The following is a 20,927-nucleotide window of genomic DNA, read 5'->3' as shown; positions in this document are numbered from 1 at the left end:
AGAATTAATCAAAAAATGCGCCTTTATCGGCGCATTTTTATTTTGTAATTCATTAAGCTGTAGAGTTATTTACACCAAATTTTTTAAATAGCTTGGCACGCTTGGAAGGCAAGATATTAGCCTTACTTAAATCGCCCTGATAGTGCTGATATACCCGCTGATCCATGATTTTGTACCATAAAGGTGGAATCAAGGCTGGAATCAGCATGGTTGCATAACCGCTGGGTAATTCTGGCGCTTCATCAAAATGCCGCAACGCCTGAAATGGACGGCTTGGAAAAGCATGATGATCAGAATGGCGTTGTAACTGATACAAAAACAGATTAGTTACGATATTGTTGTTATTCCAGCTATGTTCCGGCAAGGTTCGCTCATAACTGCCATCCGCTTTCTGTCCACGTTTCAGTCCGTAGTGCTCGATATAATTCACAATCTCAAACAGGCTAACGCCATAAAATGCCTGTGTCAGTGTATAAGGAATAATTTTCTTGCCATACGCCTTTAGCATCAAGGCATGATAAGCAGCACTCATGGCCCAACCATGAAACAGCTCATTTTCCTGACTAAAGAATTTCAGTCCTTTACGCTCGAGCCGTCTTTTTTCAATCTGGATTGCAGATTTTAATCCACCTATTACGGTACGTGGCCAGAAGCGGTAAAAAGATTCACCCATTTTTGAAGATGCCGGATCTTCAGGCGTGGCCACCCGTTTATGGTGTCCATAAGGATGTTCGATCCGGAAATGGTTATAGCCCAAAGGCATCAGGCTGGCATGAGACCAGTAATGGTCTTTTTTCTGGGGACGATGGCTGAGTTCATGTGCGGTATTCACCCCCACACCATTAATCGCACCCATAGAAACTCCAAGCAGTACCTGATCCAGCAAAGACACATTTGGCCGGCTTACGACATAACCAGCAAAGGCATTGGCTGCCATTTGCAAGGGAATAAATGCTTTTACAATGCGGTCATAATAAGGATCGTTAACCAGTGCCTTGATCTGCTCATCATTTGGGTTATTGGCATCATCGCCAATCAGGGCATCCAGAGTCGGAATGATTACGTGCAGTAATAATAGTCCGCCCATCGCAAAGACTTTTTGAGTGGCCTTGGGACCAAAATGATAACCGGCCAGAATTCCCATCCCGATCACAGGCAGACCAGGGCTAAGTAACCAGCCAAAACGTTTTTTATCCAGCTTTACACCTTTTAGTGCCGACGCTTCCTGCGTAAACTGCGCTTTCTGGATTTGTGCAGGGGCATTCATTGCGACCTTCCTTTTTTATGTTACTCTGCACTCATAGTTGAATATTTCAGCAGCAGCGAACAGTATTCAACGTCCAGAAAAGCTATGTCAGCGTCTTTGGCACATGCAGCCAAATTCTGGCCTAAAATCACAAAATTAAAAAATTTATAGTCAATTCAATGAAATAAAACTGAAGAATAGAGTTAGGCATGGATGCTTTAAGTAAAATTTTTGATGATATTCATCTGGAAAAATCGGAATATCTTTATCTGAATGTATTTCATCCAGGCGGCTTTGATTATCAGCATGAGCCTTTTATGCTGGCCTATATCCTGTTACAGGGACAGGCCCAATTAAAGTTCATAAATGGTGATCGACTGGAGCTGCAACAAGGTGATCTGGTGCTATTACCCGCAGGTTCCTCCCATCATGTTTCCTGCCCAGACAATGCCGATTTTTCTGAGCACCATGCGATTAATCCTTATTTTCAGAGCAATGCACAGCAATGTGTTGATCTCAATCGGGAAAATTCGGCGGAGCATAGTTTCATACTGGCTATTCGTTCTAGCTTGGATATCCAGATGGCCAAACCTCTTTTGAGTGCATTACCTAAATACCTGCATATTCAACATATTCTGGGTGATACGGCGCCAGAATGGTTACAGGTTGGCTTGCAGTTTCTGGCACTGGAAACCCAGCAGCTTCGTCCCGGACGTGACAAGATTCTGGATCATCTGGTCAGTATTTTACTGATTGAATGCGTACGTGATTATATTTTAAACCTGGAAAATGCCTCGAGCTGGCTAAATGCGCTCTCGCATCCGGAACTATCCAATGCACTGGCAGCGATTCATGGCAAACCTGAACAATTCTGGACTGTAGAAAGTCTGGCCGAACAATGTCATATGTCACGTTCCAAATTCGCCCAGTTATTTACCCAGATTGTCGGTGAACCGCCCCTTGCCTATCTGCAACAGCACCGCCTGCGTCTGGCAGCGCAATATTTGAGAAATAGTGGATTTGGTATCCAGCAGATCGCTTATCTGGTTGGTTATTCATCCGAGACGGCGTTTAGTCAAAGTTTTAAAAAACAGTTTGAACAGACGCCGACCCAATACCGGCTGAATTGTCAGAAGAATCAGTCTTTATTACCAAACTAAAATTACTGGACTAAAGCCAGTACCGTTTTGACCGGATCTTCGCTATTGCCAGAAAGCAGCTGCTTGTGCATGGTGATATGCTGCATGACCTGAGTCTGCGCCACTTCAATATCCATTAACTTTTCAATTTCAGCAGCCAGATTTTCCGGGGTAGCATCGGACTGAATCAATTCCTGAATCACTTTTTTGCCGGCAATAATATTTGGCAATGAAAAATAAGAGATTTTTACCAGTAATTTGGCAATTTGATAAGTCAGCCAGTGCAGCTTATAAAAAGTCACCATCGGACGGTGCAGCAACATCGCTTCAAGCGTTGCAGTTCCAGACGCCAGTGCAATAATATTGGATGCATTCATGACCTGACGACCAATTTTGGATTCAGCACTGGTATTTTCCATCAGGCGAATCTGGGCCTTTAGGCTCTCAGGATAAGTGGCCAGTAAATTTTCGATTTGCTGTTTACGCGCATCATTAATTGCCGGAATCAGAAAGATATAATCTGGATATTTTTGATGCAGAATATTGGCAGCATCCAGAACCAAAGGCCCTAAACGTTCAATTTCACCACGACGGCTGCCCGGCAATAAGGCAATATATTTCTGATTTGGATCAAGACCTAATTCTGTCTTGGCCGCCAGAATTGGATTTTCAAGCGGTAACTGGCTGGCTAGAGGATGTCCAACAAAAGCTGCTGGCACATCCCATTGCTTGAAAAAGGCTTTTTCAAATGGAAATAAGCACAGTACCAGATCAATACTGGCTTTAATGCCATGCACACGACCTTGACGCCATGCCCAGACTGAAGGACTGACGTATTGCACCGTTTTAATCGGTAACTGTTTTTGTTTAAGGGTTTTCGACAAACGCAGGTTAAAATCAGGCGCATCAATTCCGATAAAAATATCGACCGGATCTTTAGTCCAGGTTTCCACCAGACCGTCACGAACAGCAAACAGTTTTTTAATATCTTTTAAAACTTCGACAATGCCCATCACCGATAAAATATCCATCGGATAATAGCTTTTAAAGCCTTCCGCGATCATTTGTGGCCCACCGATACCTTCAAATTCAGCATCAATGCCTTGCTCACGAAAACGGCGAATCAATTTTGCGCCAAGCGTATCTCCAGAAACTTCACCGACCACGATTCCAATTTTAAGTTTTCGATTTAGCAAGTGGGTTTCCTCTCAAATCCGCATGGAAATTTATTGAATCGGGATTCTAACATAATCCTGTGGCTATTCCGGAAGAAGCTTAAGCATCTTCTCATTTTAAGAAACTCACCGTTTAGAATGACTTAGTCAATAAGGGAGCTTGCATAACAAGAATTAAATGGACATTTACAGGTACATTCAATTAGACAGAAATGGGTCAAATCGGACAGTTAAAATCAATCATTATATTCGCACCTTATACATAACCCAGTGAATAAACATGAAAGATCACCTAATATTCTTCACCTAGCTTTATCTTTTTTATGCATAAGTAAATCAATAATCAAGACAACGACTTATATCCAAAAGTCATAAGATATGCTCGTTTTTTGATTTTGGCATATATGCATGTTTGGTCCGATTGAATTTATTTTAGCAGGCGTTCTGGTAGGTTTTTGTGTAGGTGTCACCGGTGTCGGTGGCGGTTCATTAATGACGCCAATTCTTATCAGTTTATTCCGGATTGAACCGCATATCGCGATTGGTACTGACCTGCTCTATGCCGCGATTTCTAAATTCTGTGGCTCGTTTGTGCATGCCAAGAAAATGAATATTGTCTGGCCGATTGTGATCTGGCTGGCCGTTGGCAGTATTCCCGCATCTTTTGCAACACATTGGGTTCTTGATAACTATCTGAGCCAATCAACGCATTACAAGGCCGTCCTGACCATGGTATTGGGCTTTATGCTAACCATTACCGGCTTATCCATTCTGTTTCGTAGCCAGATCGAAAATCTTTTTAATAAATACAGAAAACAAGAACTACCGGATATGACCCAAGATCTGGAAAAAGTAAAGCTGCAAGCCAAGGAAAAGCGCGTAGCCATTATCATCATGGGCATTATCTTGGGCATATTTGTCACGCTATCTTCAGTGGGTGCCGGCGCATTTGGCATCATGGCACTTGTAGTCATGTTCCCGAATCTGCCAATGATTCGTATCATTGGCTCAGATGTTGTGCATGCAGTGTTACTGACCCTGGTTGCAGGGCTGGGTCATATGTCTTCAGGCAATGTCGATTTCATGCTGCTCATGTGGTTATTGGTGGGATCTATTCCAGCGATTATTGTCGGTACTTTACTCAGTTCACGTATGCCAGAAAAACTGATCCGCAAAATTTTAGGCATTACCCTGTTTGCGCTGGGTGTGAATTTCATGATTAATCCTGTGAAATCAAAACCGGCTCAACCTGCTGAAACAGCAATGATAATTGTGAGCCAAAATTCCCCGTCCGTTTAAGTTAACTATCCGATTCATCACTTTTTTTTCAAAGAAGTATTCATCTTTTTTATAACAAAGTGACGCATCATTCATGTTATATTCGGGCTATTAAACAACCTTTTGTATGATCGAACCAGTGACGGCAATGAATACACAACAGTCAAATCCTATTTCAGCATCAGATATTGATGACGTGAATATCCACAGCATGATTCCTCTTGTAACCCCTGCCGAGCTTAAAGCAGAGTTACCGTTGACTGAAACTGCTTATCAAACCGTACTGCATGGTCGTGAAACGATTCGTAAAATTCTGGATGGTGAAGACAAACGCCTGTTCGTTGTAATCGGCCCTTGTTCTATCCATGATCCGGCGGCGGCGCATGAATATGCTGAACGCTTAAAAGTGCTGAGCGAAAAAGTTAAAGACAGCTTATATATCGTGATGCGGGTTTATTTTGAAAAACCACGTACTACCGTAGGTTGGAAAGGTCTGATCAATGACCCAGACATGAATGATTCATTCAATATTGAAAAAGGTCTGCGTATCGGTCGCAAGCTATTACTTGAACTGAATGAAATGGGCTTGCCATGTGCCACTGAAGCACTTGATCCAAACTCGCCACAGTATTACCAAGACCTGATTTCATGGTCAGCGATTGGTGCACGTACCACAGAAAGCCAGACCCATCGTGAAATGTCTTCTGGTCTTTCTTCACCAGTCGGCTTTAAAAATGGTACTGACGGCGGTTTAACGGTCGCGACCAATGCGATGCAATCTGTGAAACATGGTCACAGCTTCCTCGGTCTGAATGATCAGGGTCAGGTGGCTGTGATTCGCACTTCAGGCAATCCTTATGCTCACGTGGTACTGCGTGGCGGTAATGGCAAACCGAACTACGATGCAGGCTCGGTTGCCGATGCAGAAGCTGCTCTAGCCAAGGCCAAAGTCAGCACCAAGATCATGATTGATGCCAGCCACGCCAACTCTAACAAAGACCCGTACCTGCAACCACTTGTACTTAAAAACATTTCAGAACAAATTCTTGATGGAAACAAGTCAATTGTTGGTATTATGGTAGAAAGTCATCTTAAGGGTGGTCGTCAGGACATTCCGGCGAACCTGAATGATATGGAATACGGTCAATCCGTTACGGATGGCTGTATCGACTGGGAAACGACTGAAAAAGTTTTACTCGACATGCATGAGGCATTGAAAGACATTTTACCTAATCGTTAAATGATCTGACAAACGCCATCGCCAAGATGGCGTTTGCATTTCTAGAACAAGGAAAATTTATCTGATGAATGATATTGAAACGGCATTAAGCCAGATTGAGAATTTTCAGTTTATACACGAACATCTGTTTAGCTCCGGTCAACCAACTACTGCCCAGCTACAGCTGATGAAAGAATACGGTGTATCTACAGTCATCAATGTAGCGCTAACCGATAGCGAACAGTATCTGCCGCATGAAGATAAAATTTGCCTTGAGCTGGGACTAAACTATATTCAGGTTCCGATTTCCTGGGAAACACCTTCAGACAATCAATGTCTGCTGATACTGGACCTAATCGATCATCTGGTAAAAGAGCAAATGGTCTGGGTACATTGTTCGCAAAACTACCATGTCAGTTGTCTGATGTACTTATATCGTCAGTACTATATGGATATGGATTTGCCTACAGCACAAGAACACTTGCATCAGATCTGGGAACCAAATGAAACCTGGACCGGTTTAATGCATGCGGTTGCCCTACAGCTACAAGGCCGTAAAGCAACTCAGGAACTGGAACTTTCCCTGATTAATCCAAATTATTTTGCCTGATTTTATTTACTGTGGCTCAATAACACGGTTGCCATCGACATAATTCCTTCCTGACGACCGGTAAAACCTAACTGTTCAGTGGTGGTAGCTTTAATACTGATTTGAGTCACATCAACATCCAAAACATCTGCAATACTTTGACGCATCGCCAGATTGTGTTTCGCCAGTTTTGGACGTTCACAGGCCACGGTAATATCGGCATTATTCAGGTGATAACCACGATCCAGAATTAGCTGATAAACATGCTTGAGTAGTACCCGGCTATCTGCACCTTTAAACTCAGGATCTGTATCTGGGAAATGCTGGCCAATATCTCCAAGCGCCAAAGCACCCAACAAAGCATCACAGAGTGCATGCAGCACCACATCACCATCCGAATGTGCTTTCAGACCGTGAGTATGCGGAATTTGAATGCCTGCCAGAGTGACAAAATCACCTTCTTCAAATGCATGCACATCCAGACCCTGGCCAATACGAATTTGTGCGATCACCTTATACATCCTTTAGAAATAGCCCATTGAAATCTTGTACACTTGCTTTCTATTTCGCTATAGTTAGACCAAGCGTAAGACAGTGAAAGTATAAGCGATCATGCTACTGAAAACTGATATAAATATGTTGAAAATAATTGGCCTGATGCTCGGTCTGGGGACGATTTCTACGGGTAGCTCAGCGATCACAATGGATTGTAGCGATGACAGCAAAAAAACGGCTGCCATGAATAAAGTCTGCTCAGCATCGCTGGCTGAATCTCGTGAAAAACTCACAGACCAATACTTTACTGCTTTTCTGATTACTGATGCACCTGTGCGTTTATTACAAGATAGCCAACAACTATGGGCGACCCGCTTACAGCAATGCAAAACGCTAGACTGTTTTAAACAGCAGTTTGAATGGCGTTTAGATGATTTAAATGTCTATATTTCACTGAATCAAAGTCTGACCCAGCATTATATTAAGTTTGAACAGGGACAAATCGCCAAGCAGCCCGTGCATCTCAAGATTCATCAACTGACCAAAGACCGGATCAAGATTGAAGGCCTGGCATATCGTAATCCAAATAACCGGACCGAGAAGCAGACCGTTCCTTTTTTAGCCTATACTACGCCTGAGACAAAAAACCAGATCACCGATAATGAAAATGACTGCCGCTATGAGTTTAACTATAGTAAAGCCATTTTAGCGGTCAGTAGCCAGCAGAAAGGCTGTGAACGCTTTACCGGTATTTATCGACTATATGATTGATTTAATTTAAAAATATTAAAATTTATTGTCATATAAAATGAGATTTTTGGCGTAAAAAATAGCCCGCAAGCGGGCTATCAATTTAAGCTGGATAGTATTGCGCAATTTCCTGACTGATCATTGCGGCCGTTGCAGCTGATAAAGTCCAGCCCAGATGACCATGTCCGGTATTGTAAAAGACCCGCTCATGTTTGCCACGGCGTACCACAGGCATCATATTTGGCATCATTGGGCGTAAGCCTGCCCAAGGCACGACATGCTCAGTACACAGATCAAAATTACGATTGGTCCAGTCAATTAAAGGTTGAATCCGGTCTGCACGAATATCCCGGTTATACCCATTAAACTCGGCTGTTCCTGCAACACGCAAACGATCCTTGCCTAAACGTGACAAGACAATTTTGGCGCTTTCATCCAGTAAACTCACCCAAGGTGCGTTGTTTTGGCTCTGCTCATCCTTCAGTTTCACAGTAATGGAATAACCTTTGACTGGATAGACATTCACTCGTTCACCAAGAATCTCAGCCAGTTGATAACTACCAACCCCTGCACAGACCACAACGGCATCTGCATTAATTTCTAGAACATCATCTGGAGAGGAATGGACATTTTCAGTACTAGGTTTGCATTTAACTCGAATATTTTGAGTCTGATGATCAACAGCGAAAACATCTTGACCAAACTCAAATTTCACGCCTTTTTGCATACAGGCTTTAGCCAGACCAGTGCTGAATTTATGAATATCCCCGGTGGCATCGCTCTGGCAGTAAAATCCTGCGTAATAATCGCCCGTTAATGCGGGTTCGATCTGCTTGATTTCTGCATTGGAAATTGCGTTGCGCTCCAGACCACCGCTACACAACAGATCATTCACTTTGATCGCAACATCATAATCCGTCTTGTTATGATAAAAATGTAAAATTCCACGTTTTTCTAAATTGAAATCAATATTTTCTATTTGGGCAATTTCAAATAAGCGCGCTCTTGCCAGTAAAGCCAACCGTACAGTTTCTCGGGTATTGGCTTCATAATGTTTGATATTGCTCAGAAATTCCATGAGCCAGCTGTATTTATGCACACTGAAAGAAGGATTGAGCAAAAGTGGTGCAGTTTTCTGTGACATCCATTTGATGCCTTTGAGTACCGTGGCTTTCTGGTTCCATACTTCGGCATTACAGGCAGAAAGCTGGCCGCCATTGGCAAAGGATGTCTCCATAGCCGGATAAAGATGCCGATCAACCACGGTCACTTGATAGCCTGATTGTGCAAGCTCATAAGCTGTGGTTACTCCGGTGATACCGGCCCCAATCACCACGACATGACGCATAGACACCTCCTTGATTATATTGATGTCTTTTCCCATCTGTCATGTGTACCTGAGAGCTTCGATAGATGCATTGCACATCAATGCGGCCACCTTCCCCTTCGGTGAGTGATTCAACACTTCTCTCCAGAGTCTTTATCCATTATCACAGTCCTTTTGCCTGAGAGTTTCCTGGGATCTTGCTCCTTCGGCGAATGCAGAAGCATTTCTCTCCTGCAATAATGTTTTATTATCATGAGCAATTTATATACCATTTTTAGGAAAAACACAGTTTTTATTTATGTTAATTCACGTGAATTTATCTGTGATTCTTTTTAATTAACAGCATAAATATGTGATGGAGGATATTGCCTAGATATCAAATTTTTAGATTTAGATTTTGCTGCTGTAAATGAAACGAGTAAGTTCTACCCTTTATAAAATTCTAAGACTTATTTAGTTTTGGCGCTTAAATAGAGTTTCATTATGGCTTAGGCTATTTTAATAATTCAAAGTATATATCATCCAAAGCAAAATTTAGACTTTTATCATTTATTCTAGAATTTTAGATAATCCAAGAAAGCATCAGTACTAAGCTTCCTGCTGCGACCACTGTTTGTACACTAATAATACTAGCCATTAACTCACTATCGCCACCATATACCCGCGTTAAAACATACGAAGCTGAGGCGGTAGGAAGTGCAAAGAACAAGACCAATACCTGAGTAGTTAATGCATCAATCTGGAAAATTTTACACACTAAAAATGCAATCAGCGGCATTCCGAACAGGCGACCAAAGGTTATCAGGCTGAGTGGCAATACATCACGCTGAAAACCCTGAAACTGTAAGGCAGCGCCCACACAGATCAAACCGAGCGGCAAACTGCACAGTGCAATCTGTTTAAGGAACTGCTCTGTTCCAGTCCAGAGTGACAAACCGGAAAGATTAAATAAACCACCCACTATACAGCCTAAAATTAATGGATTTTTAGACAAATCCAGGACGATTTTTTTCAGCTGCATATCGTGGCTACGGGTAAATGCCAGCACTGACAAGATATTCACCAAAGGAATACACAGCACCATGATCACAGCGAAAATAGTCATACCCTGCTGCTGAAATAAGGCGCTGACAGCAGCAAGGCCAATATAGGTATTAAAGCGCAGTAAACCTTGAACATAGACGCCGAAACGCGCATAGGAAATTCGGTAAATTTGGCGCAAGATATACAGCGCAATACTGACCACAGCCATGATGCTAAATACGACCAGTACTACATCCTGAATGACATTCATTTGAATCTTGGCAGTGGCCAGATTTAAAAACAGCATTACCGGAAACAATGCATAATAATTTAACTTTTCAGCGCCTCGCCAAAAATCATCACTCAACCATTGCCTACGCTTAAGCAGATAACCAAAGCTGATCAGTCCGATGAGGGGAAATAAAGAAGTTAAAATAATATGCAGCATGTGACATCCTGGTCTGTTTTCTGCCTAATCTTAAGCCGCTTAGACTGAACAGAAAACTTAGCATATTGATGAGCTTTTTCACCACTCAATTTAAGTAGCAAAAAGCTTGAATTTTCACCAACTAATCATATTGATCTGATGATTTTTTCTAAAATCAGTAAATGTAACGGAATCAACGGTTCTCCGACATTTTGACCCAGTGGATATGCTTCAATCTTTTCAGTCAGCTGATAGCCACGGCGCTGATAATATGCCAGCAGTTCAATACGGACATTTAATACTGACATCTGAATCACTTTCTTCTTAAATATTTCGAAAATATGGGATTCGGCAAAGTCCAATAATTGCTTGCCATAACCCGAGTTTTGCTCAGCAGGTGCAACAGCAAAGCTTCCAATCTCTGCTACTTGCTGTCCTAAGCTCACGCCAATACAACCAAGAAGCTTATTATCAATTTCCAACACAAAGAGCTGAAAATTTTCTAAATTGAGCAAGTCATATAACTGTTTTTCTTGAATACGATCACCTTGGATCATTCCTGCCTCAGTCGTCCATCCATCCAGAGTACGATAAGCTGTATTAATCAGTATGGTAAGTTGCTGAATATCAGCCTTGCTTGCCAATCGTATATTTTTATAGTGATTCATTTTATAAATAAAAAAGTCAGACCGAAGTCTGACTTTAAAACAATTTCACTTTAAAGTTAAAGCAAATTATTTAGGTTCAATCGGTGCAAATGGCGCAACAACATCGGCATTTTGCGCACGGTGACGCATGAAATGATCCATGAGCACAATCGCCAGCATCGCTTCAGCAATCGGGGTTGCACGCACGCCCACGCAAGGATCATGACGGCCTTTGGTCAGTACATCAGTATCTTCACGCTCAATATTGATGGTTTTACCCGGCGTGGTAATAGACGCAGTTGGCTTCAAGGCAATCGCAACACGAATGTCCTGACCGCTAGAAATACCACCTAGAATACCGCCAGCATGATTGGCCAGGAAGCCTTCTGTGGTGAGTTCATCACGGCTTTCATGACCAAACTGTTCAGCGACGCCAAAGCCATCACCGATTTCTACACCTTTAACGGCATTAATCGACATCATGGCATGGGCAATATCTGCATCTAAACGGTCAAATACAGGCTCGCCCCAACCCACAGGTACTTTAGATGCAATGATCTCGAGTTTAGCGCCACAACTGGTGCCTTGCTCACGCAAAGACGTCACCAGCGCTTCAAAACGTGGTACTGCATCCACATCGCCACAGAAAAACGGATTATTTGGAACTTCATTCCAGTCCAGTTTCTCTGCTTTTTCAGTACCAATTTGAGTCACATGGCCACGAATCTCAATACCAAATTTCTCAAAAAGGAATTTCTTAGCAATTGCACCCGCTGCGACACGCATTGCCGTTTCACGGGCACTTGAACGGCCACCACCGCGGTAATCACGGAAACCATACTTTTGGGTATAGGTATAGTCGGCATGACCCGGACGGAAAGTCTGCGCGATATTGCCGTAGTCTTTCGATTTTTGATCCGTATTACGAATTAACAAACCAATTGAAGTACCAGTCGTTTTACCCTCAAACACACCGGAAATAATTTCTACTTCATCGGGTTCTTTACGCTGGGTTGCAAATTTCGATGTACCCGGCTTACGGCGGTCCAGATCTTTTTGCAAATCAGCTTCAGTCAGCTCAATGCCGGGTGGAACCCCATCGATGATGGCCATCAAGCCAACACCGTGAGATTCACCACAAGTCGTTACACGGAACAGTTGCCCTATACTATTACCTGCCATGTCAAACGACTCCTTATGCTTGAATAGACTGAATGAATAAATCACGGTAGGTACGGCATTGCTCTGCAGTCAATGCAAAGATACCAGTGCCACCTTTCTGGAATTGTAACCAGTAGAAATCAACCGAATTGAAGTTTTGGCGCATCGCCCATTCTGAATTACCCACTTCAATCACGATCAGGCCATTTTCAGTCAGGTAATCTGCTGCTTGAGCCAGCATTTTACGCACCAGATCCAGACCGTCCTGACCTGCAGCAAGCGCAAGTTCAGGCTCATGATGGAATTCTTCAGGCAAATCAGCCATATCTTCCGCATCGACATACGGCGGATTAGATACGATTAAATCGTACTGATTTTCGGCTGGAATTTTTTCAAACAGATCTGATTCAAGCAATGCGATCTGATATTGCTTGTCATGATGCTCAGTATTGATTTGCGCAACTTCCAATGCTTCTTTCGAAATATCGGTGGCATCTACTTCAGCTTCAGGGAAAGCATAAGCCAAGGCAATTGCGATACAGCCAGAACCGGTACACATATCTAGAATGCGTTGTGGTGTTTTTGGATTCGGGTTTTCCGGCAAGTTATTAACCGCTTCACCCATTTGACCATGTTCACCCAGGCAATACGGGGCGAAACGGTTTTGAATCAGTTCAGCAATCGGTGAACGAGGAATCAGCACGCGTTCATCAACGTAGTAAGGTTTGCCATCAAAGTAAGCCAGGTTCAATAAATATGAAGTCGGTACTTTTTCATTAATACGGCGTTCCAGCAGACTTAAAAATTCGGCTTTTTCACTTGGTAATAATTTGGCATCTAAAATTTCAGCGTCCGCTTTCCATTCTAATGACAGGGTTTGCAGCACTAGCGCTGAACTTTCAGCAAAATAATCTTCTGTGCCTTGGCCCAAATGTGCATCGTATTGACGTAATGCTGTCACACCAAAACGAATAAAATCACGAATGGTGGTTAAATTTTCAGCGGCTTCCTGCATATGTTCAGGGCTAATAGTCGGTCGATCCACTTAAGGCGTCTCCAAGGTCATTTTTTTAAACGCCTTATGATACCTTGTTTTGCCTGCTTTTATAATGCTAAAAGCATGAAAAACACGAATTCTCTATGCCCACAAAAATTATAAAATTCTTGTTTTTGTGAGCGATTATGATTATAAATTTTGACTTTATTCAGAGATGTTTCTGTTAAATGCCGAGGCTAATACTATGATGATTTATCGGAACCCGGACGCATAAGAGCGGGATTGATAAAGATTGGCCTGATCCATAATCAAAGCCAGCATACATTGACCTTGCTGCTGCTTGGCATATTTTCCTGACATTCTAAAATTACATTGCTGGGCCAGTTTACGCTCCCACAATACATGCTGACTGCGAATGGCGGCGGTCTGGTTCGGATTCAATTTTAAATAAGTTTTATAGTTTTTCTTCAGGCGTTTATTGTGAACTTTCAGCTCTTTTTCCAGGCATTTTTCCGCTTTGGGTGTATTACCATAACTAAAATTCATGCACTGTGTATATTCCTTGGAATACCCAACAGCAGCTTGTGTCTGAACCGCAGTACCCGCAAAAACTGCAACTAAAAACCATGCAAGACGCATAACTTCCCCTTGACCGAAACCGGTACAATCCCAATAAATGTTTAACAATCAATATTGTTTAAATTATCCACTGATATTAACGTAGTCCGGACAAAAATCCTATGCATTTCTCGGACTGAAAGATTAAACAGTTGCACAATTGAAAATTGGCACGTGACCCACATATAATCCGCATTCAATCTTCAAATGAGCCCAGATCTATGAGCTATAAGCACAATAATCTTATGGCGATGCGCCAGAATTACTGGAATGATCAAGCCTCCAGTCAGGTGCAGCAAGAAAAGGTATTTTTGCAGTCGACCTTAATGCAGCATGGCGTATTTACCGATGCGACACTGGAAGATGCCAAATATCTGTTTTTTGGCTTGCCTAGTATTGTGATTGTAAAAGGCTATGCTTTGGGCTTTATGCATGACAGCGTACAGCGCCTGATTCATCAACATATTCAAACAAATAAACAACAGTTACAACAACGATCTGAATTAAAAATCCAATTTCAAATGGCATAATGCCCTGTCTAAACTGATACAAGTTGGTGAATAAATGAAAGCTTGCCTAGCTTTTACTATGAATTCAGCGGCTTAAACTTTTTTAATACGTGCAGAAACGCTACTATCCCTTACAATGATTTATTCTGCTTCATGCTGATGATGAAAGGATCGAGTTTACATGTCAGATCAGAACGATAAGCTTAAACAACTGAAAACCTCCTCTATGGATCGACGCTTATCGATCGCAAAGGCATCCTTGCTGGCAGGCACGCGTTGGGCAGCTTCTAGTGCAAGCTCCATATTCTCAAGCGAAGAAGAAAAAGAAAAGAAACGTAAAAAAGCCATGAAAGAACAGGCCGATTATCTGGTAGCAGAAATTGGCAAGCTGAAAGGGTCTATCGTTAAAATTGGCCAGATGATGGCGCTGTACGGTGAGCATTTTCTGCCAGAAGAAGTCACTCAGGCTCTAAATACCCTGAACAATCAGACGGTAGCATTGGCATGGCCAGCCATCAAGACCCAGTTACAGCAACAACTCGGTTCAAAACTCGACGATCTCACCATTGATCATGAACCTTTGGGTACAGCTTCTTTGGCACAGGTACATCGTGCTACCCGAAAATCTGACGGAATGGAACTGGTGTTAAAAATTCAGTATCCGGGTGTTGCAGAAGCGATTGATTCGGATATGAGCCTGTTTAAAAACATGTTGAAATTGACCCGCATCGTGCCACAGACCCGTGAATTCGACCAATGGTTCGATGAAGTCCGTGAAATGATGCATCGTGAAGTAAATTATCAGATTGAAGCAGATACCACACGTCGTTTTGCTGCACGTTTAAAAGATGATCCGCGCTATATCGTCCCAACCATTATTAATGAATATTGCTCTGATCGTGTGCTGTGCATGACCTTCGAACGCGGTGTGCCGATCAACAGCCCGGTGATGTTGTCCCTACCTCAAGAACGCCGCAACCAGTTAGGTGAAGCCTCTCTGGAAATTGCAGTGCGTGAAATCTTCGAATGGGGCGAGATGCAAACCGATCCGAACTTTGGTAACTATCTGGTTCGTCTGGGCAATGGCGCAGATGTGCACGACAAGATCATTTTGCTCGACTTTGGCGCGATCCGCCAGTTTGACCAACATCTGCTCAGTGTTGCGCGTAACCTGATTCAGGCAGGCTATCATCATGACTCGGATATGATGGTCAAGGCGATGACCGGTTATGAGTTTTTTGATTCGATCCCGCAAAGCATCAAACCGGATATGGCTAAGGTCTTCTTATTAGCTACTGAAGCATTTAGCTCACCGCTAAATAATCAAGAATTGCCAGCTGGCATCATGGATGAACATAATCGCTATGACTGGAAAAAAAGCCAGCTGCATAGCCGTGTGATGCAACAGGCGTCGAGATCTATGGCTTCACGTTATTTCAGTGTTCCACCGAAGGAATTTATGTTTATTAGCCGTAAATTTATTGGTGCTTACACCTTTATGACCGTGATTGATGCCAAAACCAATGTGCGTGCCATGATTAAACATCATCTCTCTTAAAATAAAACCTGCATCAAAAAGACCCGGATGATTTTGTCATTCGGGTCAATTTTTATCCAAAATGGATTTTTTGTATTTTTATCTTTCTTTTAATTTTCATTGATTTATTCGCCCCTTTCTTCAATCCCAAAAACCTAAAAATTGTCAATCATTCATGTCAGGGATGACATAGTTTTATCTCTGAGTGCATGTCAGTATTAAAAAAATAACGTGACAACACCTTTAGGATAATCAGAATGAATAATATGGTGAATAAAGCCCAAGGATTTGGCTTGTCCATACTGACCAAAATCGCGGGTAGCGAAGTATTAGATCAATTAAAACTGCGTAAATTTGTAGAAAAATCACTTTATCAAAGTTCAAAAGCAGGATTCAAAACCTTAAGTCAAACCCAGAAAATCCTGAAATCTGGCCAGAAGATTCAAAAACAGCGTCTGCCGCATCAGTCCAAATCCTTATTTGATCTGAATCTGACTGAAGAACAGCAAATGACCTGTAATGCCATGCAGCAATTTGCTAAAGAGGTGCTATATCCATTGGCACATGATGCAGATCAGCATGAATTATTTCCCCATGAACTCTGGCAATACAGCACTGATTTAGGTTTGAATTTCTATGCCCTGCCTGAAGCATTGGGGGGCGTTGCATCGGAACAGAATATAGTTAGCAATATTTTAATCGCTCAACATTTGGCTCAGGGTGATTTCAGTCTGACGGCTGGCTTACTTTCGACTTTTAGTGTCATTAATGCCATTACCCGCTGGGGCTCAGAGCAGATTCAGTCAGAATATCTGGGCGCTTTCGCAGAAAATCCTGAGTTAAAGGCCACCTTTGCAGTGCAGGAAGAAACAGCAGCGTTTAACCCGGAGCAACTTAGAACCAAGGCTGTTGCACATCAGGGACATTATCTGATTCGAGGTCAAAAGACCTTGGTGCTCTTGGGAGAAAGTGCCGATCTATACCTGGTCAGTGCTAATCTAGATGGCAGAGCTGAGGTCTTTGTGGTGCAACGCGACAGTACCGTCACTGCGAAAAAATCGCCGGCTATGGGATTAAAAGCTACTGAAACCGTTACGCTCAAATTTGAAAATACTCCGGCATATCGTCTGGGTGATGAAGATTTTGATTATCGTACATTCGTAGATTTGGGCAATTTAATGTGGTGTGCGATGGCGGTGGGCACCTGTGAAGCAGTCAAAAAATACTGTGTGCAATATGCCAATGAACGTATTGCCTTTGGTGAACCGATTTCTCATCGTCAGAGTGTCGCCTTTATGATTGCCGATATGGCCATTGAAATTGATGCAATGCGAATGCTGATCCTGAATGCCGCGAGTCTGGCTGAATCTGGTCAAACTTTCCATCGTGAAGCCTATTTGGCACGCTTACTCTGTGCAGAAAAATCCATGAAAATAGGCACCGATGGTGTACAGATTTTGGGTGGTCATGGTTTTACCAAAGAGCATCCGGTCGAACGCTGGTATAGAGATCTTAGATCTACTGCCATTCTCCATTCTGGCTTGCATGCCTGATCAAAACATAAAGAAGAATAATGATGAATCTACAAACTCCAAAAAAATTTAAGCTTTTGATTGATCAAGCACATGAAGTTGCCCTCAATGTTTTGCGTCCGATTTCACGTAAATATGATAAGGCTGAACATGCTTATCCGATAGAGCTAGACATGCTCGCTTCAGTCGTGGATGGTATGAACCAAGGTAGCGAAGGCATGAATGCTGGTGCAGCGGTCAATAAACGTGGCGATGCAGACAGCAGCAATAAAAATGGCATCAATATGTCTACCGCCCTGAGTATTATTGAAATGTGTTATGGCGATACTGGCTTATTACTCTCGATGCCACGCCAAGGATTAGGAAATTCAGCCATTGCAGCTGTTGCCAATGATGAGCAATTGCACCGTTTTCATGGAACTTGGGCAGCCATGGCGATTACCGAGCCAGGTTGCGGTTCAGATTCCGCTGCAATTCGTACCACTGCGACTAAAGACGGTGATGACTATATTCTGAATGGTGAGAAGATTTTTGTAACCTCCGGAGATCGTGCTGATGCAGTGGTCGTTTGGGCAACTTTGGATAAAAAACAGGGACGATCGGCAATTAAATCATTTGTGGTGACCAAAGGTACTCCAGGAATGAAGATTGAACGACTGGAACATTAATTAGGGATTAAATCATCCGATACTGCCACGATTAGCTTTATCAACTGTCGAGTACCTGCAGCAAACTTGCTCGGTCATGCAGAAATCGATGTTGCTAAAGGCTTTGCTGGCGTGATGGAAACCTTTGATAATACTCGCCCGCTGGTTGCAGCCATGGCGATTGGTTGTGCGAAAGCCTCGCTGGAACGCATCAAGGAGATTTTTAAGGATCAGCTGGACTCCACTTATGCCACACCGTATTTACAAAGCTCTAATATCGCAGCACAAATCTATCGTATGGAAGCTGAATGGGAAGCAGCACGCTTACTGATGCTGAAAGCTGCCTGGATGGCCGATAATCGCAAACCCAATTCACGTGAAGCCTCTATTGCCAAAGCCAAGGCCGGTCGGATCGGTAATGAAATCACCTTAAAATGTGTCGAACTGGCAGCAGCCATTGGTTATAACGAAACTGAACTTTTGGAAAAATGGGCGCGTGATTCCAAGATTTTGGATATCTTTGAAGGCACCCAGCAAATTCAGCAACTCATTATTGCCCGTCGGGAGTTGGGAAAATCATCAAGCGAATTAAAATAGTGATTGCTCATCAAATAGTGAATTAAACTTATCTAAATTGAATAAACGATGGCTTTTTTAAGGATTTAAGGTTATAAAAATTCATCGTTTTTTCAAAATAAAATCAGTTCTATATGTACTCTATTCGTCCTATTCAGCCTGAAGATAATGCCCAAATTGCAAGCATTATTCGTCGTGTTTCCCAAGAGTTTGGGCTGGCAGCAGAATCTGGTTTCGCAGTAGGCGATTCTATTCTAGATGAACTGTATCAAGTTTATCAGCAACCGAAATCAGCTTACTGGGTTGTTGTGGATCAACAAAATAAAATTTACGGTGGTGGTGGAATTGCGCCATTAAAAGGTGATGCAACTATTTTAGAAATTCAGAAAATGTACTTTTTACCTGAAATTCGTCAGCAAGGTTTTGCCAAGAAAATTTTAGAATTATCCTGTGAATTTGCACAGACTCATCAGATTAATTCAGTCTATCTAGAAACAACTAAAGCGCTTTGGCAAGCGGTGAAACTCTATGAAAAATTAGGTTTTCAGCATCTTGATTATCCTGAAGGCAATACCGGACATAGTGATGCCTGTGAAATCTGGATGCTAAAGACCCTTTCAATTTAGAGATTTTTTAGTAGATAGATAAAATTTGTATAGTAATAAAGTGCTTTCATCAGCAGCAAGCTTGACTCTTGTATATAGGCTGCCTAACATCGAAATACGTTTATTCAGGCATGGAATCCACAGTTTGTTTTTTTCTTATTTATTCAATCCAATTAAATCTAAACGTTCACTATTTCATTCTCATTCTTTTAAATTTTCTTCTATTTTATTGAGCACTTTTCTTTTTGCGGGTTGCTCATCCTTGGGCGGAGGCTCGGTAGAAAAACGCGCAGCTAAGCTGTCTAAAGGCATTCAAACTGCTTATTCCACCCCATCCAGTACAGCTAATCGTGTTTCACCTTTAATTGTTCAACATGCACAAAATCAGGGTGTAGATCCACTTCTAGTGGCGGCTGTGATTCGTCAGGAATCTACTTATCGTAGCCAAGCAACTTCGCCAGCAGGTGCGGTAGGCTTGATGCAAGTGATTCCGAGATATTGGCAACAAACTTGTCCAGGTGATTTATACAATGAAAGCAGTAATATCCAATGTGGTACATATATTCTTTCTAAATATAATCAATCATCCGGTGACTGGAAGAAAGCGCTTGCCTATTATAATGTAGGTCCATCGGGTTATGAAAATAATCGTAAAATGCGTAAACAAGGTAAACGTTATGCCAAACAAGTAAAACAGCATAAAAAAATGCTGAAAGACTCTCTATAATTACTGATTTAAGCTAATTAAATTAATAATGCTTAGGCTATTTTATGTAAAGCTTTGATAATTAGTAGTTATTAAATAATACCTATTGAAATTTCTGCTATGAAAACATATTTAGAAAATATTAACTACAGTTGTGATATGCGTGTTCGGTAAAAATACCCTGCCATAAAAAACCAGCGATTCGCTGGTTTTTTATTTTTTAAGATTTATAAGATAGGACTGTAAAATCTTTTAGATCAAACTATATCGATCGGATAACACTAGTCATATTAACGTGAATCATCCTTCTAAGAAGACTTTAATAAGATTTCAGATAAATACTTCTATACACTTAAATTAATAAGTTCGTGGAGCTCGATAGGAAGTGAATGCATATAGAAATCAGAATCAGAAATAAAAGACTTATTTCTAAAATCCCGCGCATAAAAAAACACCCCCTTCGCTTGAAGGGGGTGTTTCGAATAATGAGCTGGCGATGACTTACTCTCACATGGGTAACCCCACACTACCATCAGCGCTAAGAGGTTTCACTTCTGAGTTCGGGAAGGGATCAGGTGGTTCACTCTTGCTATGGTCGCCAGCACAACTGGTATGATTACTTACTGAGGTCTTATGGTTGCCTTAGCTTTCTTCAAATCTTGCACTCTGTTCAAAGCAGTGCTTTGAACATCGTTCATTAACAGATATATCTGAGTTGCAGTAG

19 protein-coding genes, 1 rRNA gene, 1 pseudogene and 1 riboswitch are annotated in these 20,927 nt (G+C 42.1%); of the genes and pseudogenes, 11 read left to right on the top strand and 10 right to left on the bottom strand.

The genetic code is table 11. The features are described 5' to 3' along the window. Positions 1-52: 52 nt before the first annotated feature. Positions 53-1,267, bottom strand: a complete 1,215-nt coding sequence (locus J7649_RS02940; RefSeq protein ID WP_219309278.1) for an alkane 1-monooxygenase — start codon at positions 1,265-1,267, stop codon at positions 53-55. A gap of 188 nt (positions 1,268-1,455) precedes the next feature. On the opposite strand from J7649_RS02940, the gene J7649_RS02935 reads away from it, so the two are divergent. Then, positions 1,456-2,406 (top strand): AraC family transcriptional regulator, encoded by a 951-nt coding sequence (locus J7649_RS02935; RefSeq protein ID WP_219309276.1) that lies wholly within the window; start codon positions 1,456-1,458, stop codon positions 2,404-2,406. Between the two features lie 2 nt (positions 2,407-2,408). Here the strand turns inward: J7649_RS02935 and lpxB are convergent, their stop codons facing one another. Continuing rightward, complete coding sequence (gene lpxB / locus J7649_RS02930) at positions 2,409-3,581, bottom strand: lipid-A-disaccharide synthase (protein ID WP_219309274.1); 1,173 nt, start codon at positions 3,579-3,581, stop codon at positions 2,409-2,411. 387 nt (positions 3,582-3,968) lie between these two features. On the opposite strand from lpxB, the gene J7649_RS02925 reads away from it, so the two are divergent. The 3 genes from J7649_RS02925 to J7649_RS02915 all read left to right on the top strand — a co-directional run bounded on the left by J7649_RS02925 (position 3,969) and on the right by J7649_RS02915 (position 6,667). Continuing rightward, positions 3,969-4,859, top strand: a complete 891-nt coding sequence (locus J7649_RS02925) for a sulfite exporter TauE/SafE family protein (RefSeq protein WP_005266268.1) — start codon at positions 3,969-3,971, stop codon at positions 4,857-4,859. 127 nt (positions 4,860-4,986) lie between these two features. Next, a complete protein-coding gene (locus J7649_RS02920) occupies positions 4,987-6,078 on the top strand; it encodes a 3-deoxy-7-phosphoheptulonate synthase (RefSeq protein WP_174766804.1) in 1,092 nt (363 codons plus the stop codon). A gap of 64 nt (positions 6,079-6,142) precedes the next feature. Then, positions 6,143-6,667, top strand: a complete 525-nt coding sequence (locus J7649_RS02915) for a phosphatase domain-containing putative toxin (RefSeq protein WP_213687344.1) — start codon at positions 6,143-6,145, stop codon at positions 6,665-6,667. A 2-nt stretch (positions 6,668-6,669) separates the two neighbouring features. Here the strand turns inward: J7649_RS02915 and ispF are convergent, their stop codons facing one another. Continuing rightward, positions 6,670-7,158 (bottom strand): 2-C-methyl-D-erythritol 2,4-cyclodiphosphate synthase, encoded by a 489-nt coding sequence (gene ispF / locus J7649_RS02910; protein WP_004280465.1) that lies wholly within the window; start codon positions 7,156-7,158, stop codon positions 6,670-6,672. A gap of 100 nt (positions 7,159-7,258) precedes the next feature. Between ispF and J7649_RS02905 the strand changes: the two genes are divergently transcribed. Further along, positions 7,259-7,912: an A1S_1983 family putative colistin resistance protein gene (locus J7649_RS02905; RefSeq protein ID WP_005266266.1), complete on the top strand. Its 654-nt coding sequence runs from the start codon at positions 7,259-7,261 to the stop codon at positions 7,910-7,912. 82 nt (positions 7,913-7,994) lie between these two features. On the opposite strand, the gene J7649_RS02900 is transcribed toward J7649_RS02905, so the two are convergent. The 6 genes from J7649_RS02900 to J7649_RS02875 form a co-directional block, all read right to left on the bottom strand. After that, complete coding sequence (locus J7649_RS02900) at positions 7,995-9,239, bottom strand: D-amino acid dehydrogenase (RefSeq protein ID WP_219309272.1); 1,245 nt, start codon at positions 9,237-9,239, stop codon at positions 7,995-7,997. Positions 9,240-9,374: 135 nt separating this feature from the next. After that, a riboswitch (glycine riboswitch) is annotated at positions 9,375-9,462 on the bottom strand. 318 nt (positions 9,463-9,780) lie between these two features. Next, positions 9,781-10,689 (bottom strand): AEC family transporter, encoded by a 909-nt coding sequence (locus J7649_RS02895; RefSeq protein WP_219309270.1) that lies wholly within the window; start codon positions 10,687-10,689, stop codon positions 9,781-9,783. A gap of 125 nt (positions 10,690-10,814) precedes the next feature. Further along, positions 10,815-11,336, bottom strand: a complete 522-nt coding sequence (locus tag J7649_RS02890; RefSeq protein ID WP_219309268.1) for a GNAT family N-acetyltransferase — start codon at positions 11,334-11,336, stop codon at positions 10,815-10,817. 66 nt (positions 11,337-11,402) lie between these two features. Then, the gene (aroC, locus tag J7649_RS02885; protein WP_004280471.1) at positions 11,403-12,497 is read right to left on the bottom strand and encodes a chorismate synthase; all 1,095 of its coding nucleotides are present in this window, start codon (positions 12,495-12,497) and stop codon (positions 11,403-11,405) included. A 13-nt stretch (positions 12,498-12,510) separates the two neighbouring features. After that, positions 12,511-13,521: a 50S ribosomal protein L3 N(5)-glutamine methyltransferase gene (gene prmB, locus J7649_RS02880; RefSeq protein WP_044108320.1), complete on the bottom strand. Its 1,011-nt coding sequence runs from the start codon at positions 13,519-13,521 to the stop codon at positions 12,511-12,513. Between the two features lie 204 nt (positions 13,522-13,725). Continuing rightward, positions 13,726-14,112, bottom strand: coding sequence for a lysozyme inhibitor LprI family protein (locus J7649_RS02875; protein WP_219309266.1), 387 nt, complete (start codon positions 14,110-14,112; stop codon positions 13,726-13,728). A 200-nt stretch (positions 14,113-14,312) separates the two neighbouring features. Between J7649_RS02875 and J7649_RS02870 the strand changes: the two genes are divergently transcribed. The 6 genes and pseudogenes from J7649_RS02870 to J7649_RS02845 all read left to right on the top strand — a co-directional run bounded on the left by J7649_RS02870 (position 14,313) and on the right by J7649_RS02845 (position 20,224). Continuing rightward, positions 14,313-14,621: a hypothetical protein gene (locus tag J7649_RS02870; protein ID WP_085064442.1), complete on the top strand. Its 309-nt coding sequence runs from the start codon at positions 14,313-14,315 to the stop codon at positions 14,619-14,621. Positions 14,622-14,781: 160 nt separating this feature from the next. Further along, entirely contained in the window at positions 14,782-16,158 is a 1,377-nt protein-coding gene (locus tag J7649_RS02865) for an ABC1 kinase family protein (protein WP_219309264.1), read from the top strand. A gap of 245 nt (positions 16,159-16,403) precedes the next feature. Beyond that, on the top strand, positions 16,404-17,690 hold the full coding sequence (locus tag J7649_RS02860; protein ID WP_219310043.1) for an acyl-CoA dehydrogenase family protein: 1,287 nt from the start codon (positions 16,404-16,406) through the stop codon (positions 17,688-17,690). Positions 17,691-17,713: 23 nt separating this feature from the next. After that, positions 17,714-18,913 (top strand): annotated as a pseudogene (locus J7649_RS02855) (acyl-CoA dehydrogenase family protein). A 113-nt stretch (positions 18,914-19,026) separates the two neighbouring features. Beyond that, on the top strand, positions 19,027-19,518 hold the full coding sequence (locus J7649_RS02850; protein ID WP_005246123.1) for a GNAT family N-acetyltransferase: 492 nt from the start codon (positions 19,027-19,029) through the stop codon (positions 19,516-19,518). 124 nt (positions 19,519-19,642) lie between these two features. After that, positions 19,643-20,224: a lytic transglycosylase domain-containing protein gene (locus tag J7649_RS02845; RefSeq protein ID WP_005246122.1), complete on the top strand. Its 582-nt coding sequence runs from the start codon at positions 19,643-19,645 to the stop codon at positions 20,222-20,224. A gap of 467 nt (positions 20,225-20,691) precedes the next feature. Here the strand turns inward: J7649_RS02845 and rrf are convergent. Continuing rightward, positions 20,692-20,806 (bottom strand): 5S ribosomal RNA (gene rrf / locus J7649_RS02840). Positions 20,807-20,927: the final 121 nt, after the last annotated feature.

The organism is Acinetobacter lwoffii (assembly GCF_019343495.1).
Classification (GTDB): Bacteria; Pseudomonadota; Gammaproteobacteria; order Pseudomonadales; family Moraxellaceae; genus Acinetobacter; species Acinetobacter lwoffii_P.
The sequence above is the reverse complement of the archived record's forward strand: the minus strand, read 5'-3'. Positions and strand labels throughout refer to the sequence as shown.